This window comes from Pelotalea chapellei (assembly GCF_018531195.1).
In the GTDB taxonomy this organism is placed as follows: Bacteria; Desulfobacterota; Desulfuromonadia; order Geobacterales; family Pseudopelobacteraceae; genus Pelotalea; species Pelotalea chapellei.
In genome coordinates, this window is record NZ_JAHDYS010000007.1 from 142,656 (window position 1) to 161,643 (window position 18,988).

At 53.3% G+C, this 18,988-nt stretch carries 15 protein-coding genes; 7 read left to right on the forward strand and 8 right to left on the reverse strand.

The window, feature by feature from the left end; all coding sequences use genetic code 11:
- Positions 1-4: 4 nt before the first annotated feature.
- The 8 genes from KJB30_RS09210 to dapF form a co-directional block, all read right to left on the reverse strand.
- Positions 5-295 carry an EscU/YscU/HrcU family type III secretion system export apparatus switch protein gene (locus tag KJB30_RS09210; RefSeq protein WP_214298334.1) on the reverse strand — a complete coding sequence of 97 codons (291 nt, stop codon included), beginning with the start codon at positions 293-295 and terminating at the stop codon, positions 5-7.
- On the reverse strand, positions 282-2,495 hold the full coding sequence (fliK, locus tag KJB30_RS09215) for a flagellar hook-length control protein FliK (RefSeq protein ID WP_214298337.1): 2,214 nt from the start codon (positions 2,493-2,495) through the stop codon (positions 282-284). Before fliK ends, KJB30_RS09210 begins: the two co-directional genes overlap by 14 nt.
- 117 nt (positions 2,496-2,612) lie before the next feature.
- Complete coding sequence (locus tag KJB30_RS09220) at positions 2,613-5,177, reverse strand: glycosyltransferase family 1 protein (RefSeq protein ID WP_214298339.1); 2,565 nt, start codon at positions 5,175-5,177, stop codon at positions 2,613-2,615.
- Positions 5,178-5,258: 81 nt separating this feature from the next.
- Complete coding sequence (gene gspF, locus KJB30_RS09225; RefSeq protein ID WP_214298341.1) at positions 5,259-6,470, reverse strand: type II secretion system inner membrane protein GspF; 1,212 nt, start codon at positions 6,468-6,470, stop codon at positions 5,259-5,261.
- Complete coding sequence (gene gspE / locus KJB30_RS09230) at positions 6,451-8,019, reverse strand: type II secretion system ATPase GspE (RefSeq protein WP_214298343.1); 1,569 nt, start codon at positions 8,017-8,019, stop codon at positions 6,451-6,453. The genes gspF and gspE overlap by 20 nt, the downstream gene beginning before the upstream one ends.
- Positions 8,016-9,917: a type II secretion system secretin GspD gene (gene gspD / locus KJB30_RS09235; RefSeq protein WP_214298345.1), complete on the reverse strand. Its 1,902-nt coding sequence runs from the start codon at positions 9,915-9,917 to the stop codon at positions 8,016-8,018. The genes gspE and gspD overlap by 4 nt, the downstream gene beginning before the upstream one ends.
- A 70-nt stretch (positions 9,918-9,987) precedes the next feature.
- The gene (gene gspC, locus KJB30_RS09240; RefSeq protein WP_214298347.1) at positions 9,988-10,875 is read right to left on the reverse strand and encodes a type II secretion system protein GspC; all 888 of its coding nucleotides are present in this window, start codon (positions 10,873-10,875) and stop codon (positions 9,988-9,990) included.
- A gap of 97 nt (positions 10,876-10,972) precedes the next feature.
- Positions 10,973-11,809 carry a diaminopimelate epimerase gene (dapF, locus tag KJB30_RS09245; RefSeq protein WP_214298349.1) on the reverse strand — a complete coding sequence of 279 codons (837 nt, stop codon included), beginning with the start codon at positions 11,807-11,809 and terminating at the stop codon, positions 10,973-10,975.
- Positions 11,810-12,006: 197 nt separating this feature from the next.
- Here dapF and KJB30_RS09250 point away from each other — a divergent pair, with 197 nt between their 5' ends.
- The 7 genes from KJB30_RS09250 to KJB30_RS09280 all read left to right on the forward strand — a co-directional run bounded on the left by KJB30_RS09250 (position 12,007) and on the right by KJB30_RS09280 (position 18,987).
- Positions 12,007-12,540 carry a gamma carbonic anhydrase family protein gene (locus KJB30_RS09250; protein WP_214298351.1) on the forward strand — a complete coding sequence of 178 codons (534 nt, stop codon included), beginning with the start codon at positions 12,007-12,009 and terminating at the stop codon, positions 12,538-12,540.
- Positions 12,540-13,427: a DMT family transporter gene (locus tag KJB30_RS09255; RefSeq protein WP_214298352.1), complete on the forward strand. Its 888-nt coding sequence runs from the start codon at positions 12,540-12,542 to the stop codon at positions 13,425-13,427. The genes KJB30_RS09250 and KJB30_RS09255 overlap by 1 nt, the downstream gene beginning before the upstream one ends.
- A gap of 21 nt (positions 13,428-13,448) precedes the next feature.
- Positions 13,449-13,928: a YbaK/EbsC family protein gene (locus tag KJB30_RS09260; protein ID WP_214298354.1), complete on the forward strand. Its 480-nt coding sequence runs from the start codon at positions 13,449-13,451 to the stop codon at positions 13,926-13,928.
- 11 nt (positions 13,929-13,939) lie between these two features.
- The gene (gene rarD / locus KJB30_RS09265) at positions 13,940-14,845 is read left to right on the forward strand and encodes an EamA family transporter RarD (protein WP_214298356.1); all 906 of its coding nucleotides are present in this window, start codon (positions 13,940-13,942) and stop codon (positions 14,843-14,845) included.
- 125 nt (positions 14,846-14,970) lie between these two features.
- The gene (locus tag KJB30_RS09270) at positions 14,971-16,227 is read left to right on the forward strand and encodes an Nramp family divalent metal transporter (protein ID WP_214298358.1); all 1,257 of its coding nucleotides are present in this window, start codon (positions 14,971-14,973) and stop codon (positions 16,225-16,227) included.
- 74 nt (positions 16,228-16,301) lie between these two features.
- Entirely contained in the window at positions 16,302-17,057 is a 756-nt protein-coding gene (locus tag KJB30_RS09275; protein WP_214298360.1) for a GPMC system MBL fold metallohydrolase, read from the forward strand.
- A gap of 1 nt (position 17,058) precedes the next feature.
- On the forward strand, positions 17,059-18,987 hold the full coding sequence (locus tag KJB30_RS09280; protein WP_214298362.1) for a TIGR04442 family protein: 1,929 nt from the start codon (positions 17,059-17,061) through the stop codon (positions 18,985-18,987).
- Position 18,988 lies beyond the last annotated feature (1 nt).

Sequence of the window (18,988 nt, forward strand, 5' to 3'; positions counted from 1 at the left end):
ATCATTAAGCTGATTGGGAATGCTGTACACCTTCATGATCCATCCTATAAAGCCACACCAACAGCTCCGCCACCGCTCGATACAGCTCTGGCGGAATATATTGATCGGTATCGACTTGCATCAGCAGCTTTACCAGATCAGGCGAATGATGGATGAATACACCAGATTCACGAGCACAGGCAATGATTGCTTCAGCAATTACACCGGTGCCGCGTGCCACTACAACAGGCGCATAATAGCCCTGTTTATAGGAAAGAGCCGCTGCCCTTCGCTCTTCGCTGTCAGCATGCCTCATGACGGACTCCGATTTTTCCAGGGATCAAACCTGCTGCCTGGAACTGTTCCACCAATCCTGACCGACCCGTCGAGAGAATTTCTGCGCCGGCCGCATCCCCAACCTGTAAATCGATGGCAATTTTGCCTCCATCCAGTGTCAGCTTGGCCACAATGGCGCCCAGATGCGGGAGATCCAGACTGATCGTGGTATCCCAGCTCCTTTCTTGATCCCCCTGGGAAGTGCGCCGGGCCTCACGTTCCCTGACAGACCATTCCAGCGGCTGTCCCGGAAACAGTTCCCCACGAAAGAGTATCTGGCCCGACTGCAATGCCTCCAGCTGCTCTCGCACGATCGGCAGAGCGCGCTGATCTGCTATTCCTTCAGGACCGGGATTGGAACCCGCCTTTTTAAAGGCAGCCTCCATAATTTCAAACGAGCCTGGCTTTTGAACAGTAGAAACATGATCTTGTTCCGGAAGGGAAACTGAGGCCAATTGCTTGTGATCAGAGAGACGCCCCTGAGGCTCCCGCAAAACGTCTGATAATTTATAATCGCCACCGAACCAGCGTGCCAGATGTGATTCATAGAACAAACCGCTTTCCCCCAATCCTTGCCGAAGCATGTTGCTCACTTTACCGGCATCAACAGGAGGCTCTTGAAGCAGCGTTTGCAAGAGAGTACCTGTTCGGGGCGCAATCACCTGTTCTGCCGCTGCTCCCGTATAATTACTCAACCATCGGCCGGTATCGCTGACACGCGAATCGCCCGGGCGACCAAACCGTGTGGCCAGAAAAGTAGGGCTCGGATCAGCGGTTATGAAAAAAAGGCTGACGATGTCTCCCCGCTGAGTCGCTTTGGGCATATTAAACTCAAGCATCTGACCGGCCACCAGCACCATGAAACGCCCCCCTCCAAGCACTGACAACACCTCTGCTTTCAGTTGCTGCCCGGGAAAAATTCCAGGCGGCACGGCCTGTTGATTCAGTGATTCCAGAAGTGCAAGACGATCACCCTTGATCAGTGCCTGAAGCAACTTTTCCATATCATTACTGAGAATGATGCCGCTTCCCGGCTGTAGTGTCGCCTGCTGCGAAGCAACAAGCGTTGGACCAATCTGGGCGCCATGCTTTTCACCGGCAGGCTCACTGCTCTGCACAAGTGACTGGTACGTGATGGCTTCATCCATAATGGCCGTAAAAGCGGGTGAATCGGGAGGAAGATTTTTCAGGATTGTGTTGAGTCGCTCCAGCACATACATCTGTTGGCTGGAAGCCCCCCCGGCACTATGTTCGAGTACGCTCAACCATCGCCCCGCTTCACTGAGAGCACCTGTTTCCATACCCTGTGAACTTTTGGCAAGCGCAAAAAGAAGTTTAGGCTGGGATGAAATATATGTCAGACGGAGGATATCTCCTTCGGAAACAGATCTTGAAAGCTGTAGCTCAAGCGTGGCCCCTGCCAGTCGGACAAATGTCTTTCCCCCGGGAAGAGTGCCAAGAACTGCTGCATCAACCTCATCGCCCGGCAGAAGTGGGAGGGGCGTCAACGGCTGATTTACAGCCTCTGTCAAAATAAATCGCGAGCTACGGGCGATATGTTGCAAAATCTGGGAAGCACTGGTCTCAAAGGAGGCCAGTCGAGTCCGCTCCGGCGTTGCGCCACCTGACTGCGCAATCTGCTCATCCGATAAATCAGCCTCAGTTCCTGCAATCAGAGGAAGGACCGTTTTGGGTTCCCGCCCTCCACCGTACGTCAGAGCCTCATCCATCAAGTTGGCCAAAACTCCAGCCTCACCAGAAGTACGCCTCAACAGATCCCCAATGCCGTGCAATGACGAACGGATCTGCGGATCATCCAACTGCTCATTGCCGATCAACAGGCCAAGTAGACGCGAAGCATCGGACAGGGAAACAGGCGGTGCAGATCCCCCCGGACGGGCGATGGCAAAGGTTACTCGCGGAGACTCCGAGACAAAGGTCAACTCCAGAGATTGCCCACCGCGCGCTGCCATCGGTAGCTTCAGGTTGAACTGTTCATTACCCACACGAACCTGGGTAAGCTGATTTGGAAGCAGACTCAAGACCTCTGCCGTCACCCGCTGCCCCGGTGTAAAGCCAAGTTGGCCGGTGGCTTCCCCATCAGCGCTGACAAAAGAAAGCGTGGAGGTCCGCGAAAGCAGGTCAAAGACCTGCTGCTGGATATCAGTATTTACAGGCATGGATTATAGTCATTGGGCTTTGCAGCGGTCTCATATGAGGTTCGAAGAAGATTGTTATGGATGAACTTGCCGGCGTGGAATCTTTCCTTAGAAGTAGTGTTTATCTCACTTGTATTCTCATCCCCAGATCAGATACCCCGGTTCATATATGTTTCCCAAAACCGGATGGCGCGGCATGAGCCGCAACATGAATCCATGCCGACCGCAGAAGCGGCATTCAATTTCTGATCCAAATCTATGGACACTGTTTCCAAGATCTTCCTGGTGATCCAGAGTGACAATCTCTCCCCCCTGAATATTTCCGGTCGAATCAAGTACCCCGAAATACCCTTCGACAGCAATATCACCTTTCGGAATATCACCAAGCATGATGTGTGCCGAAACAGGGATAGAGCTACCTACAGCCACCGCATCAGAAGCCTCGGCATCAACCTGCTCAATTCGCACCATTGGCCAAGCCTTGAAAATCCGCTCTTTCCAGCCGGCAACCTCAATTGCCAGGGCGCAATCATCCGCTACAAATTTTCCCCATTGCGCAAAAGCCGGCTGATAAGAACGCTCAGTATATTCCTGCACCATGCGGTCTGTTGAAAAAACCGGGCAAAGACTCAACAGAGAGGCTTTCATTGTGGCTACCCACGCACGAGGAACACCATCGCTGCCACGATCATAATAGTGAGGTACAACCTCTTTTTCCAACAGGTCATAGGTTGCGCGGCTTTCAACCTGATTCTGGTATTCCGTATCTTCGTAAACTTCGCCTTTGCCGATGGCCCAACCGTTATTGGCCTGATATCCTTCACACCACCATCCATCCAGCACACTCATGTTAAGGCCACCGTTAAAAGCCACCTTCATGCCGCTGGTACCACTGGCCTCCATGGGGCGCAACGGGGTGTTCAACCATACGTCGACACCCTGCACCAGATGCCGGGCCACTTCGATGTCATAATCCTCTATGAACACTATACGGTGACGGAAACGTTCCTGGTGTGACACCTGTACAATCTGACGGATCAGCTCCTTTCCCTCGTGATCCTGGGGGTGGGCTTTACCGGCAAAAATAATCTGCACCGGCATCTCCGTATTGTTGAGGATGCGGGCAAGGCGATCCAAGTCGCGCATCAACAATGTCCCGCGTTTGTATGTGGCGAAGCGCCGGGCAAAACCGATCGTCAAAACTTCGGGATCGAGTACCTCTTCGGCAGTGGAAATCTCCTTGATGGTGGCGCCGACCTTGATTAGTTGTTCCTTCAGCCTGCGCCGGGCAAAATCGACCAGTTTCTCACGACAGCTCTGTTGGGTGCGCCACAGTTCTGCATCAGGAATCCGTGCGATACGGCGCCAGACGCTATGGTCTGTAGGGTCATCGAGCCAACGGGTTCCCAGGTAGCGCACCAGCAGGCTGGCCATGTGATTGGACATCCAGGTGCGTGTATGAACACCATTGGTGATTGAAGTGAGTGGAAGCTGCTCTTCCGGCAGTTCCGGCCAGGTATTTTTCCACATCTTGCGGGAGACTTCGCCATGCAGCTGACTTACACCATTGGTGTGACCCGCCAGTTTCAAAGCCAGAACTGCCATGCAGAAGCTTTCCTGGACATTACGCGGATTCTGGCGCCCCAAGCCGATGAACTCTTCACTGGACAGTCCCAGGCCGCGATAATATCGACCGAAATACTTTTCCAGCAACTCTGCCGGGAAATGATCGATACCGGCTTCCACTGGAGTATGGGTAGTGAAGACATTGCCGGCACGGACAATTTCGCTGGCTTCTTTATAGTCAAGCCCGCGTGCCTCCATCAACAGACGAATGCGTTCCAATGCCAGAAAAGCGGCATGTCCCTCATTCATGTGACAAACATTGGGCACGATTCCCAAGGCGCGAAGCGCACGGATACCGCCAATCCCCAGAACAATTTCCTGCAGGATGCGCATCTCCTGGTCCCCGCCGTAGAGCTGAGCCGTTATCAACCGATCCTCGCGACTATTCTCTTCGAGATTGGTATCCAGCAGATAGAATGGCACGCGGCCAACCTGAACTCGCCAAATTCGTACATGAAATTTTCTGGATCCGAATTCAAGCAAGAAACTGAGCGGGGCTCCCGAATCATCGCGCTCCATGACCAATGGAAGATTGTAAAAATCATTTTCCGGATAAATTTCCTGCTGCCATCCCTCGTTATTGAGATACTGACGGAAATAGCCCTGTCGGTAGAGCAGCCCCACACCCACAAGAGGGATTCCCAGATCGCTTGCAGATTTAAGATGATCCCCTGCCAGAATACCCAACCCGCCGGAATAGATCGGCAGCGATTCATGCAACCCGAACTCCATTGAGAAGTAGGCAACCTTCATCTTGGAGCCACCATTGCAATTTCTATCAAACCAGGTCCTTGATTGAAGGTACTCGGTCAACTTTTCGTTCACCATTCGCAGGTGAGCCATAAAACCTTCATCACTCTTAAGCACCTCAAGAGTTGTCTGTTGAAGGATTCCCAGCATCTCAACCGGATTATGACGTGTTGCCTGCCACAGTTCCGCATCAATACGGCGGAAAAGGTTAATGGCATCCGGCTCCCAGCACCACCACATGTTGTAGGCAATCCTCTGGAGTGCAGCCAATTCGCCGGTCAGGGAAGGAACAACGGTAAATTTATGCAGCATTTTTGAAAAGTCCATAGGCATAGGCCTCATCACAGACAGGGTTTTGGAATAACGGGGAAATCCATTTCACCAATTATCTTGCATTGGGGATCGTTTTTATCTGATCAACTGGTTCATCTCGAATATTGGCAGCAAAACCGCCAGCACAACAATGCCCACCGCCAACCCCATGCCCAATACCAGCAACGGTTCCATCAGTCCCATCAAACGGGTAAGGCGGGTATTGAACTCCCGCTCATAAGCAGTTCCGGCCTTGAGCAGCATCTCCTCAAGCGTACCGCTTTTCTCTCCAACCCCTGCCAGATGCACAAGCAACGATGGAAACAGCGGGCTTTTGCGCAGACTTCCCGACAGGCTCCCCCCTTGTGCAACCTCCTCCATGACTTCTCGTAAAAAGCGCTGATATACCCGATTAACAAGGACTTCTGAGGTTATTTCCAAAGCACGTATGATCGGGACACCGCTGGAAAGGAGAAGGCTGAGAACACGGGCAAACCTGGACAAGATGAGACGTTGCTGCATGCCCCCTGCCAGCGGCAGTCTCAGCAGCAGGGCATCGCGGCGCAGGCGGAGATCATTTCGTTGCATTGCTTTGCGGTAGATCAGTACTGCAGCGATAATCAATCCGACGGGAATCCACCACCAACCGCGCAGGAAGTGGCTGATTTTGATCAACATGACCGTAATCAGTGGCAAAGCCGCCTTGCTGTCCTCGAATATCACCACGATCTTCGGGATCACCACTGTCAGCAGGAACAGCATCACCCCTCCACCCACAAACAGCATCAGGATCGGATAGGCCAAGGCCGAAGTGACGCGACTTGTCACCTGGTCCTGTTCCTCCAGAAAGTCGGCCAGCCGCTCCAGCACCGTTTCCAGGGCACCGCCTGCCTCACCGGCTGCAACCATGCTCACATAACTTTCGCCGAAAACTTTTGGCTCAGCGGCAAAAGCCCGCGACAGTGCAGCACCTTCTGCAATTCTGGAGCTGACACGGGACAAAACCCGTTTTAGATGACCATTTTCCTCCTGCTCGTAAAGCGATCTCATCGCCTCAAACAGCGGCACCGAGGAAGCAACCAGGGTTGCCAGACGTCGCGTGAAAAGAGACAGATCAGCAGATGAAATACCCCTTTGAAACGAAAAGGAAGTTGCGACATCTTCTGCCGCACCTTCCTCACGTATTTCCCGAGGCAGCAGCCCCTTGCCCTTCAGCTGGGTGAGAGCCTGGCGCTCTGAATCAGCCTCTATGGTTCCGGAGACCGCTGTCCCGACAGCGCTGTATGCCTTATACCGGAACGTCGACATAATCATCCTGTGTTACACGCAAAACCTCGTCAATAGTAGTGATACCGGCAGCAGCTCTTGCCATGCCATCATCCCTGAGTGTTCGCATTCCTCGGGACACTGCATAATCCTTGATTTGCCCGGCATGAGCACGGCGAATGATCATGGAGCAGATTTCCTGGTCCACCGGCATGATTTCGTAAATGGCGGTTCGCCCCATGGTACCCAGGCCGAAACATTTATCACAGCCGCGCCCACGATACAGGGTTTCAGGCAGGCTGATGCCCGGATACTGTTCCACCGGCCGATACGCTTCACGGCAATGAGGACAGATGACCCGCACCAGGCGCTGGGCCAGCACTGCAGTCAGGGATGAAGCGATCATAAAGGGCTCGATGCCCATATCAACCAGACGGGTAACTGCCGTAGCAGCGTCATTGGTATGCAGGGTTGAGAGCACGAGGTGTCCGGTCATACTGGCCTGGATGGCTATTTCGGCTGTTTCCGCATCACGAATCTCCCCCACCATGATGATATCCGGGTCCTGGCGTAGAATCGAACGCAAGCCCCCTGCAAAGGTCAGTTCAATTTTCGGATTGACCTGGATCTGGCCGATACCCTTGATCTGGTACTCGATCGGATCCTCAATGGTGATAATGTTTTTCTCGCTGGAATTGAGCCGGTTCAATGCGGCATAGAGGGTGGTGGATTTGCCGCTGCCAGTGGGCCCGGTTACAAGGATGATCCCGTTGCTCCGGGCCAGCATCCGCTCCATGACATGCACGCCATCAGCCTCAAGCCCGATGTCAGCAAGAGAGAGGATGCCTTTCTTCTTGTCCAGAAGACGTAGCACAGCACGCTCGCCGTAGAAGGTCGGAATGATGGAAACACGGATATCGACATCACGTCCGGCAACGATGATGCGAATGCGGCCGTCCTGGGGCAGGCGTTTTTCTGCGATATTGAGTCCAGCCATGATTTTGATACGGGAGATCAGGGCATCCTGAATTATCTTGGGAGGAGCGAGTTTTTCGTAAAGAATGCCGTCGATGCGGAAGCGAACGATCAAATCGCGCTCATAGGGTTCTACGTGAACATCGCTGACCCGCTCTTTGACCGCCTCGGAAAGGATCGAGTTCAGGAGGCGGATAACCGGTGCTTCATCAGCCAGGTCCAACAGGTCCTGAGGATTATTGAACTCCGTGGCAACTGTCGAGAGGTCTTCCCCCTCCAATTCCAGCAGTACCTCGCGTGCTGTACCGGAAACGCCGGCATAGGCATGGTTGATGGTATCGGTCAGAACGGCTGACGGCACAAGGACGGCCTCAAGCGGCTTCCCGAATATAAGACGAAGCTCATCCAGAACCAGAAGAGAGGCAGGGCTGCCAACCGCCACCCTGATGCGCCCCTCTTCTTCCTGCAGCGGCAGAATGGAGTTGGTGCGGGCAAAAGCCAGCGGCACCCTGGCCAGCAGTCCCGTGTCCACATCCCCCATGCTGATCTCTGCCTGGCTGGGGATGCCCAGACGTCCGGCAAGCACTGTCAGTTCTTCCGGAGAGATTTCAATCATTGCTTCCTGATCTCCTTGGGAACATCGATCGGCTTGGTGCTTCGGGCTGCCTCACCGAATATGGCACGCTGTTCTGCAGACACTGCGGCCATATCAACGGCATCTTTGACAATATGCGGAGTAAGCAGAATCATCAGGTTGGTTTTTGACCGAACTTTTGTCTTGGTTTTGAACAGCCATCCCAATCCCGGAATATCGCCCAGAAAAGGAACCTTCTGAACGGTCTCGTTCTCGCTATCCTGGATCAAGCCGCCGATCACGACCGTTTCCTGGTCTTTGACCACAATACTGGTTTTGGCTGCACGCTTGGTGGTAACCAGGTCTATGGCCTGGCCCCGATCATTTTTAACCGCAGAAATCTCCTGGCTGATGTCCATGCGGATGTAGTTACCTTCGCTGATCTGCGGCTTGATCTTGAGGTTGATACCCACATCCTTGCGCTCAACAGAGGTCGTGGTGCTGATGGTGCTTTGGGTGGTTGCTCCCTGGAAGGGAACGTTTTCACCAACGTTTATCTCAGCTTCCTTATTATCGGTTGTCAGAATATTGGGGGTAGAGAGGATATTCAAGAGCCCTTCTTTGTCCAGTGCCTTCAGCACCGCTGCAACGTTTGCGGGCCGACCTTCAAATTGACTTAAAAGTGATGAAGTACTTGATCCGCTCAAAGTTCCGAGCACTGAACCGAAAGTTCCGAGCGGATCGTATAAACCAGCCACGGCAAGATATTGATTCAGGGCTGCACCGCCGATCACACCACTTTGCAAACCCAGTTCCCTTGACTTGTCCAACGAGACCTCGGCAATCAGCACCCGCACAAAAACCTGCTTGCTGCGACGATCCAGCTTCTGGATTACCTGTGACAGGTTGTTGTAGTCAGTGGGAGAAGCCATTACCACCAACGAATTGGTACCTTTGTCAGGTGTAATGGTAATCTTGCCGCTCTCGAACGGGGAGGCCGAAGCAGCGGCGCCACCCTGTCCCGGCTGGCCCGGCTGCCCCTGCACAGAAAGCCCCTTAACCACACCATCCAGCACTTTGGCCATATCCGTGGCATCTGTGTGCTCAAGATAATAGACATTTACCTTGCTGCTTGCTTCAGGCGGGGCCACATCAAGCTTGGCGATCATTTCGCGTACCGCCTGCTTGATACTCTCATTGCCAAACACCAGCAAGGCATTCAAGCGCGGGTCAGCCATAACACTGCCTGCACCGATTCCACCGGCTGGACCAGGCTGCCCTGCCGGCCTGGTATCGGAGCCGGTCAGCCACTGGCGGATAGTGGTGGCAGCGTTTTCTGCCGAGGCATGCTTCAGATAGATAATTTCAAGACCTTCCCGGGTCCGTTCGCTGTCGATGCTTTGCAGAATGCTCTGCAACTTGCGGATGTTGAGTGCAGAATCGACCATCAGAACGAGATTGCCGGGACCAAAAGCTGAAATGTGGCCGTCTTTGGATACCAGCGGCTGGAGGAAGGCTAACGCTTCCATGGCCGTGATATTTTCCAGCTTTACCACCTGGGCAACATAGCCTTCATTGACCGGAACCTTGGCGCCTGGGGCAAGCACCGTAAAACCTGATTGCTTGGCACTGGCTGAAGGGACGATCTTTGCCACTTTGCCGCTCTGCACCACGGTAAATCCTTTCAGTTCAAGAACTGAAATAAAGACGTTGTAGGCTTCGTCAGTGGAAAGCTTGGAGGGAGAAAAAACTGATATCTTCCCCTTTACGCGATCATCCAGGATGAAGTTTTTGCCAGTCAGATCACTGATGAACTTCACCATTGTGGATATATCCACCTCGTTAAAGTTGAGCACCACCCCTTTGGTGGCAGCGGCAACAGGCGAAGCAAGAAAAGCCGCAAGCAGCAGAGTGCAGAATATTCGAGTAAGGGTATGCATCAAAGGAACCTCCAGAGTACTACTTCAGTTCAACACATCCGAAAAATGGAGAGGGTATTCCAGTCCACTTTCACCTGATTTCATAATTGAATGTCGCGGGCTGTCCATCCCGGATCAGATCGAGCTTGAGACGGTTCTGACCTTTGAGGGCCATGAAAGATTGAAGCGCCTTGTCCGGGGAGTCTATGGGAAAATCGTTCAGCCGCACAAGCACATCGCCATTACGGATACCGATCATGGCAAAAACCCCATTGGGTTTGACTTCGGAAGCCCGAAACCCTTCGATCTTGCCATCCTTCTGGCTGGGAAGCAGCCGGGCATCGGTCATGGCCTGACCTATATTATCCAGGGAAGCATTCAAAGCCCGCTGATCTATGACGAAATTTCCTGCTCCCGCGCTGGTCACGCCAGACCCGGGAGAAGCGGACGGCAGGGGGTGGCCCACAGGAGTTGCAGCGGCAGGGGGTGTCAGGGGTGTCAGCAGTTCTACTTTTTTGCCGTTTATAACAATAAACGCCTGCTCCTTCCTCACTTCCACCAGACGACCGGCATCGAAGACCACATCCCCCAGACGGAAGACCCGCTCTTCCTGTTTGGCATTGTTGCGCACCAAAGCAAAAGTTTCCCGGAATGATCCAACCGCAGTACCGAGCAACATGAGTTCGGCCGGTGCGGTGACCGGTGCTGCCGCAGAACCAGGTGCTGCCGTCGCATTGGTTATCGGTGTCAGCTGACCCTGGGTGGCTTTCCCGAAAAGAGAGTTGGAGAGGATTGGGGAATAGAATGCCAGATTTTCGATTCTCGCTGACGGCACAGCACTCGCTGGCCCGGCAGGCCCTTTACCCGGCAAAGCGGTTTTTTCGATCCGGCGGGAAAGAGTGTCGGCAGCAATCGCAGCCAAAATGGCAACAATGGCAATCCCCAGCAGGAGATTTATGATTGTGAGGGCACGGGGCATGGGACCTGCTCATCAAATTGAATTAGAATTATTTTACCATACACAGCGTCAAGGGCACGCCAAGCAGGAGAAAAATCTCTGCAAGTGCTGTCCAGACTTACAAAATTATCTCTCCGGTGAATACTTCAACTGCCGGACCGGTCATATAGATACTGCCGTCTTCGGCCCATTCCATCTCCAGGTCGCCCCCCAAAAGGTGGTTGAGAATCTTCTTTCCCGTCAGACCGTTAAGAACACAGGCAGCGGTAACCGCACTGGACCCGGTGCCGCAGGCAAGAGTTTCTCCGGCACCACGTTCCCAAGTGCGCTGACGAATCTCGGTGCGTGAAAATATCTGCACGAACTCCACATTGGTGCGGCGTGGAAACAGCTCGTGATTCTCAATTAACGGCCCGTAGGTGGCCACCGGAAAATTTTCAACATCATCTACAAAAATAACGCAGTGAGGATTACCCATGGAAGCACAGGTAATCTGGAACGTACGATCGAGTATGGTCAACGGTTCAGCAATTACCTTTGCCGAAGCATCACCGGTCATGGGGATCTCACCCCGTGTAAGGCGTGGCGCGCCCATGTTGACCCGCACCTTTTCTATTTTTCCGTCACTGCCTGGAACAAGCTGCAAGGTAAGAATACCGGCACCGGTTTCGGCAGTGATCTCCGTTTTGGATACAATGCCATGGTCATGGGCATATTTGGCAACGCAGCGGATGCCGTTACCGCACATTTCCGATTCGGAGCCGTCGGAGTTGAACATGCGCATGCGCACATCGGCTACCTCGGAAGGCATTATCAGGATCAATCCATCCGAGCCAACGCCGAAATTTCTGTTTGAAACCTGTATGGCGACCTGTTGTGGATTTGTTATCGTTTCTTCAAAACAGTTCACATAGACGTAGTCGTTGCCGGCACCCTGCATCTTGGTGAATTTCATCGTGTTCCATCCTCTTATGCACTTGGAATTCCAGAGTGCGCAATATATAACAAAAAGCACTTGGTCAACAAGCAAATAAATACCGCCCAAAAGGCTTAAACACTCAGTTTGCCGGGCCTTCTTCCCAGGCAGATTGCCAACAGAGGTTTAAGCAGGTATACTTCACCGCCCAGAAATTAATGAGGAGAACCGGACAGATGATCAGACCATTCCAGGGCATGCAGCCCTCAATTGACCCAAGCGCCTTTGTGGCCGAGACTGCGGTTATCATCGGCGACGTCATAATGGGTCCCCAGAGCAGTGTCTGGTATAACTGCGTAGTGCGCGGCGATGTAAACTCGATCCGCATCGGGGCGCGCAGCAATGTGCAGGATCTGAGCATGCTGCATGTAACCCACAAAAAGCATGCTGAAGATCCGGGGGCACCGCTGATCATCGGCGATGACGTCACCATCGGCCACAGTGTTACCCTGCACGGCTGCACACTGGAAAACGGTTGTTTCATCGGCATGCAGGCAATGGTAATGGATAAGGCCGTGGTTGGCGAAGGAGCTTTGGTCGGTGCGCGGGCGCTGGTTACCGAAGGTACTGTGATCCCGCCCCACACCCTGTGGGTAGGGGCACCGGCCCGGTACAAACGGGATCTGACCGCTGATGAAATCGCCTGGCTGGCAAAATCTGCCGGAAACTATGTGAAGTATTCACTTCAGTACATCAATGACACTCCCTGATGCCTAAACCAGCAGTAAATCCTCTTGTAGCGGTGTTTGTCGGAGTGATTGCCGTCTCGTTCTCGGCTCTTTTCGTACGGCTCTGTACCGCACCGGCCCTGATCATTGCAACCTATCGGCTGTTATTCACCTTTCTGGCGCTGGCCCCTTTCACGTTGATGCAGCCGCGGATTCTGCTGGCTCTTGATCGCCGTCAGATACTGCTTTCAGCCGCCAGCGGACTGTTTCTGGCCCTGCATCTAGTGACCTGGTTTACCTCGCTCAGGTACACCAGTGTGGCCAGCTCCACAGTGCTGGTTACCACCCAGCCAGTGTTCGTCGTCATTGGCTCATTGCTTTTTTTCAAGGAGCACATTTCCCGCCGCGCCATCTTCGGGGGCTGCCTGGCTCTGCTGGGAAGTGTCATCATCGGGGCTTCCGACTTTAAAGCCGGAGGGACCGCCTTGTACGGTGATCTCCTCGCCTTGCTCGCAGCTGTCCTGGTATCGGGATATCTGCTGATCGGTCGGCAACTGCGCAAGGACATCCCTCTCCAGGGGTACACCTTTGTGACCTACGGCGTCAGCTCTTTGACACTGACCCTTGCCGCCCTGGTCAGCAAAACCCCTTTTACCGGATATCCGGCCCGGGATTGGCTGCTATTCATTGCCTTGGCGTTAGTTTGCACCGTCATGGGCCATACCGTATTCAATTGGGTGCTCAAATATGTCTCTGCTTCAGTGGTCTCAGTCAGCATCCTGGGAGAGCCGCTGGGAGCCATCCTGTGGGCCGGCATCTTTCTGGGGGAACCGCCGGAGCTGCGTCAGATTATCGGCGGCTCAATTATTTTCTGCGGTCTTTATCTTTTTACTCAGGTAACAGCCAAAGCGCCCCAGCCTGCACAATAAAAACAAGGACGGTAAAATTCAATGAACGAAAAACTCAGCCCCAGTGCACGTAAGGTTCAAGACGCTCTGGACGCATGCGGAGTCGCCTGCCTCGTGCAGGAACTGGCCATCAGCGCACGCACCGCTGCCGAAGCTGCCGAGGCGGTCAACTGCCATGTCGGTCAGATCGTCAAGTCACTGATCTTCAAGGGCAGCCGATCCGGCGCTCCGGTTCTGGCACTGGTAAGTGGCAAGAATCGAGTCAATGAAGCACTCTTGGAAACAGCTTGCGGAGAACCGGTAGGCAAGGCCGATGCAGCTTTCGTTCGTGAACGTACCGGTTTCGCCATCGGCGGGATACCTCCTCTGGGACACCTGGAACCGCTCAGTCCGATCATTGACCAGGACCTGCTGCAATATCCGGAAGTCTGGGCAGCGGGCGGCACGCCCCATGCCCTTTTCCGCATTACCCCTGCCGAGTTGGTAGCCATCACCGGCGGCCAGACTGCCCCTCTCAGCTGAACACAATCCTGATGACAATTACTACAGAGCATAACCAGACTCGCCAGGGGCTTATCTACGGCCTGCTGGCATATCTTATCTGGGGTTTTTTCCCGGTTTATTTCAAGATGCTGCACGGCATTCCTCCCTTGGAAGTGGTAGCCCACCGCATTGTCTGGTCAGTGCTCTTTCTGCTGATACTGACAGCCTGTTCCCGGCGCTGGAGCGAGGTTCGGGCTGCATTCCGCTCCCGTCAGGTTTTGGCGACACTGATCGGTTCAACCTTGCTGATCTCAATCAACTGGCTGGTCTTCATCTATGCAGTGGCAAAAGGGCAGGTACTCCAGTCAAGCCTGGGCTACTTCATGACCCCGCTGATCAATGTGCTTCTGGGTGTCATTTTTCTGCGGGAGCGCCTGCGGCCGCTCCAGATCGCCAGCCTGCTGATGGCAATGGCCGGTGTGGCAATATTGACATCCCGGGTAGGCGCCATACCCTGGATTGCCCTGGCGCTGGCGTTTTCCTTCGGCCTCTATGGACTGCTGCGTAAAACGGTACGGGTTGAGTCCATGGCCGGCCTGCTGGTGGAGACCTTGCTGACCGGCCCCCTGGCACTCGGGTATCTGCTCTGGCTAGCCATTGATCAATCCGGCTCATTCCCTAACGCCACCGATCGTGGGGCCCTGTTGCTGCCCCTGGCCGGCATCCTGACCGCCACGCCGCTGGTATTGTTTGCATCCGCCGCACGCCGTCTGAAACTGGCCACGATCGGCTTTCTGCAATACATCACTCCCAGTTTGCATTTTGCCTTGGCCGTAACGGTCTATGGTGAAACCTTTACTCGGACCCACCTGCTGACATTCCTGCTGATCTGGAGCGGACTGGCTTTGTACAGTGCCGATGCAGTACTCTCTTTTCGTACAAAGAGCTTCAGGTAAGCACCTTAGCCGAGGCTCGACAACCACCGGTCCTACGGGTATTATTCTTTCAATTTCACGATGGTTCTCTGAATGCATGCGGATTTTCTGTCTCACCATTTTGATTGCCAAGGATACTTGCTCCCATGAAATGGCTCTCGCACATCGGCAGACAGGCCTCCCGTCTGGCAGCCTTCGAACTGTTCCGCTACATCGGTCCCGGTTTTTTCGTTACCGTCGGTTTTATCGATCCGGGTAATTGGGTGACAAACGTTGCAGCAGGATCGAATCACGGGTACCAATTACTCTGGGTGGTAACTCTGTCCACAGTCATGCTGATTATTGTGCAGCATAATGCCGCCCATCTCGGCATCGTCACTGGCCTGTGCCTCTCCGAAGCTGCCTCCACCCATTTCCACCCCTGGCTGCGCAACCTGATCCTTGGCAGCGCCATGGCGGCCTGCATCTCAACCGCATTGGCAGAGCTGCTGGGTGCGGCCATTGGTCTGCAGATGCTGACCGGTCTGCCATTACCAGCAGGAGCCCTGCTCTCATCCGGTTTCGCGATCTACATGCTCTATTCCAAAAACTACAAGCTGCTGGAAAAATGGATCATGGGCTTTGTCTCCCTGATCGGATTGGCATTTCTGTTCGAACTGGCTCTGGCACAAGTCTCCTGGACATCTTCCCTGAAAGGTTGGGTTACCCCGGTCATACCGCTCGGAGCAATGCCGGTCATCATGGGAGTGCTGGGGGCAGTTGTCATGCCTCACAACATCTTCCTGCATTCCGAGGTAATCCAGAGCCGACAGCTGAACCTGCAGGGAGAGGCAGCAATCCGTAAACAGCTCAAATATGAGTTTCTTGACACCCTGACCGGAATGGGGGCTGGCTGGGCCATTAACAGCGCTATGATCATCATGGCTGCCGCTGTCTTTTATTCACGGGGGATACCGGTAACCGAACTCTCCCAGGTCACCCTGACCTTACAGCCGATCTTTGGCAGCCTTTCTGCCGATGTTTTCGCGATTGGTCTGATATTCGCCGGACTTGCCTCTTCTGTAACAGCGGCCATGGCTGGCGGCAGTGTTTTTGCCGGAATTTTTCTGGAACCTTTCGACATGACCGACAACCATTCCAAACTGGGTGTCTATATCACCATTTTTGGCGGGCTGGCAGTGCTTCTGCTGCTGAAAAACCCCTTCACCGGCATCCTCTGGAGCCAGGTGGCTCTCAGCTTGCAGCTACCTTTTACCATTTTTCCGCTGATCTGGCTGACATCATCTCGCAAGGTGATGGGTACCTATGCCAACACCCCTTACGGCAAAAGCGTTCTCTGGCTGGTGGGATTAATTGTCATCGGCCTTAATGCGGCGCTGCTGATTGACATGTTCAAGAGCTGACAAGGGGGAAATCCGTCTTGCCTGGGGCTGTCAATTCTGTTATTTTCAGGCAAATTAATCCTAGGAAAACAGCGATGAAGGTAACCATACTGGGGAGTGGAACATCTACCGGCGTGCCGATGGTCGGGTGTAACTGCCGTGTCTGCTCCTCGCAAGATCCGCGGGATGCCAGGACACGGTCATCTCTGCTCATCCGCCATGGTGACCATACTATTCTTGTGGACACCTCTCCTGATCTGCGCTACCAAGCTCTGCGAGAACATATCAATCATATCGATGCTGTTCTTTTCACCCACTCCCATGCCGATCATGTCAATGGCATCGACGATTTACGCGGCTTTCATTTCATCAACAGAACAGTCGTTCCCTGCTTCGCATCCCGTGCAACAACTGAAATCCTGTTAAATCACTTTCCCTATATCTTCAAGGAACAGGAAGGCTCAGGCTATAAACCGCTGCTAGATCCTCACATAGTCACAGACGCCTTTGAACTTTTCGGCTTGTCCATAACACCGATACCACTGGAACATGGTCACACCGCCACATTCGGCTATCGCATCGGCACCTTCGCCTACCTGACCGACTGCAACGCTATCCCCGACTCCTCTGAAGCCCTTCTGAATGGACTGGACCTGCTGATTATTGATGGGCTGCGCTGGAAACCGCATCCCTTCCACTTCAATATCGAAACTGCCATGGCTGCAACAGCCCGCCTGCAACCACGCCGAACCATCCTGACCCACCTTTCCCACGATGTGCTTTACAGCGAAGGCGCTGCCCTGCCGGCAGGCTTCGAATTCGCCTATGACGGCCTGGAGTATGAGCTCTGAAATGACTGAGACAGTTTTTTCCCTCCCCACCCCCATTGAAGGTCAGCATCAGACAGATGCCTGCGACTCCCAGCCGACGACGCAAGAGAAGCACAAACATATCCGGCTGCACGGACACACTGGCGACCAGATCGAGTATTCAGTGATGGTGGCAGGCACTGACCCTTTCCAACATTATTTTTTCAGCGTTGTCCAGGAAGGTAATCATCTGCGTACGTTCTCTCCCGGAAACGAGTTTGTCGTTGCAACCCGAGGAATTACCTATCAGGGCAACGGCGGTTTTTTTTGTGAATATATGTTTGGTGTGGCCCAGCCATCCTCGGATCTATCCAAGCCCGAGATCATCAATCGGCTGATCATGTATGGAGCCCGTACAGATGATGCAACCGGCACTATTGTATTCAGTGATCACGCCACTGGCAGCGAAGGGTATGAAAAACTCTTTTTTGACGGCAATGCCGTGTGCAATTATTTTTTCTTTGTGCACACCCCAAGGCTCCCGCGACAGCTTAAATCCCAGCAGGAAGAACTGGTCAAACGCATTGGCAAGTCGATCAAACGCTCAACTGCTATCGGCAATGAGCGGGACGATGACTTGATTGCGGAACTGTTTCCCCTGCTTCAGGATGATACGGCCCACCTTTACATCATCAAACTGATCAACCGGCCGCACCGCGAATATCGCGACCTGTTTCGCCAGCTTTACTTCCGCTGCAAAAAAATAGCTGATCACGATTTCAACCGTCTGGTCAATCTGGCGGCACATTACAATATTGACCCATACCAGCAGGAGCGCATGCGCATCGATGTCATGTACCGCCATCCTGACAATAAGCGCATCGTGGATGAGTATCGCAACATCCTTCTGGCCTGCAGCGACAAAGGTGAAATCAGCAACCTTGACAATGCCAGACTGACCCGCCTGAAAACGTTGTCCGTCCGTACAAAAATACCCGGAGCGCTTTTTCAGACACTCGATAAGATGCTGCAGAAAGAGTACAACCTGATCGACCGCGAGGAAACCGACTATCTCGCCTCTACACGACAGATTCTGGAGGGTCTTTTCCTCAGGGAAAAGAACATTGTAAGTCACATCGATCATGAGGATATGTACAGGTTGATCAGTGCAAAAAAAATCGCGGTGGAGAACCGCGACCGCTCTTTCGATCAGCTCATTTTGGATGTGAGCAGGGAATGTGATGAAAAGATACGTGATGGGGCCGACAGCTCATTGTTGAAAGATTTGTCCAGGGTGGTTGCTTTCCTTGACCGCTTTGACAGTGTTGCTAACCTGATAAGCCAATTGGCTTTCATGGAGAATGTCCGCATCAGCAAGCAGTTGCTGCGTGAAATGCTGGAGCACAAGGCGTCCTTTGACAGCCTGCAGAAGGATTGTTTCCATGAGCTTTTCATCAAGGATCTTTTTAGCAACATCTACCTGGGGCGGTTCGGCAGACGCAAGGTTGCTACTCTCATGGACGGCCTTGCCCGCATCGAAGCCCGCGCATCAACGATCGAAGAGCTGAATCAGAAACTGCATGAGATCGACCAGGAGGAACGGGCATCCCTGATTCTGGTCGAGCACGTGCGTGACCGCATCCGCAATTTCTACTCAACGTTCAATACCGAGGCGGATCAGGAGAAACTGCGCCGTGAAGTACTGGAGGAGTTACGCATCAAGGGAAGCATTCAGGCAGATGATATGGATCGTCTTTTCAATGAGGCTGTTATCACCATAAAGAAGGAAGCAATGTACCTTCACACCCTGCTTCCTACGATCGTGGCAGAAAAGAATCTGGTCTTGAGAGAAGATTTCCTGGAGAACTCCGGTCTCGATCGGTTCTACGTTGAAGAATTGGAACGGGAATATTATGAGAGGAACGAACTGGACATGGAGGAGCTGTACCAGATTCGTAAAGGACTGAATTAAA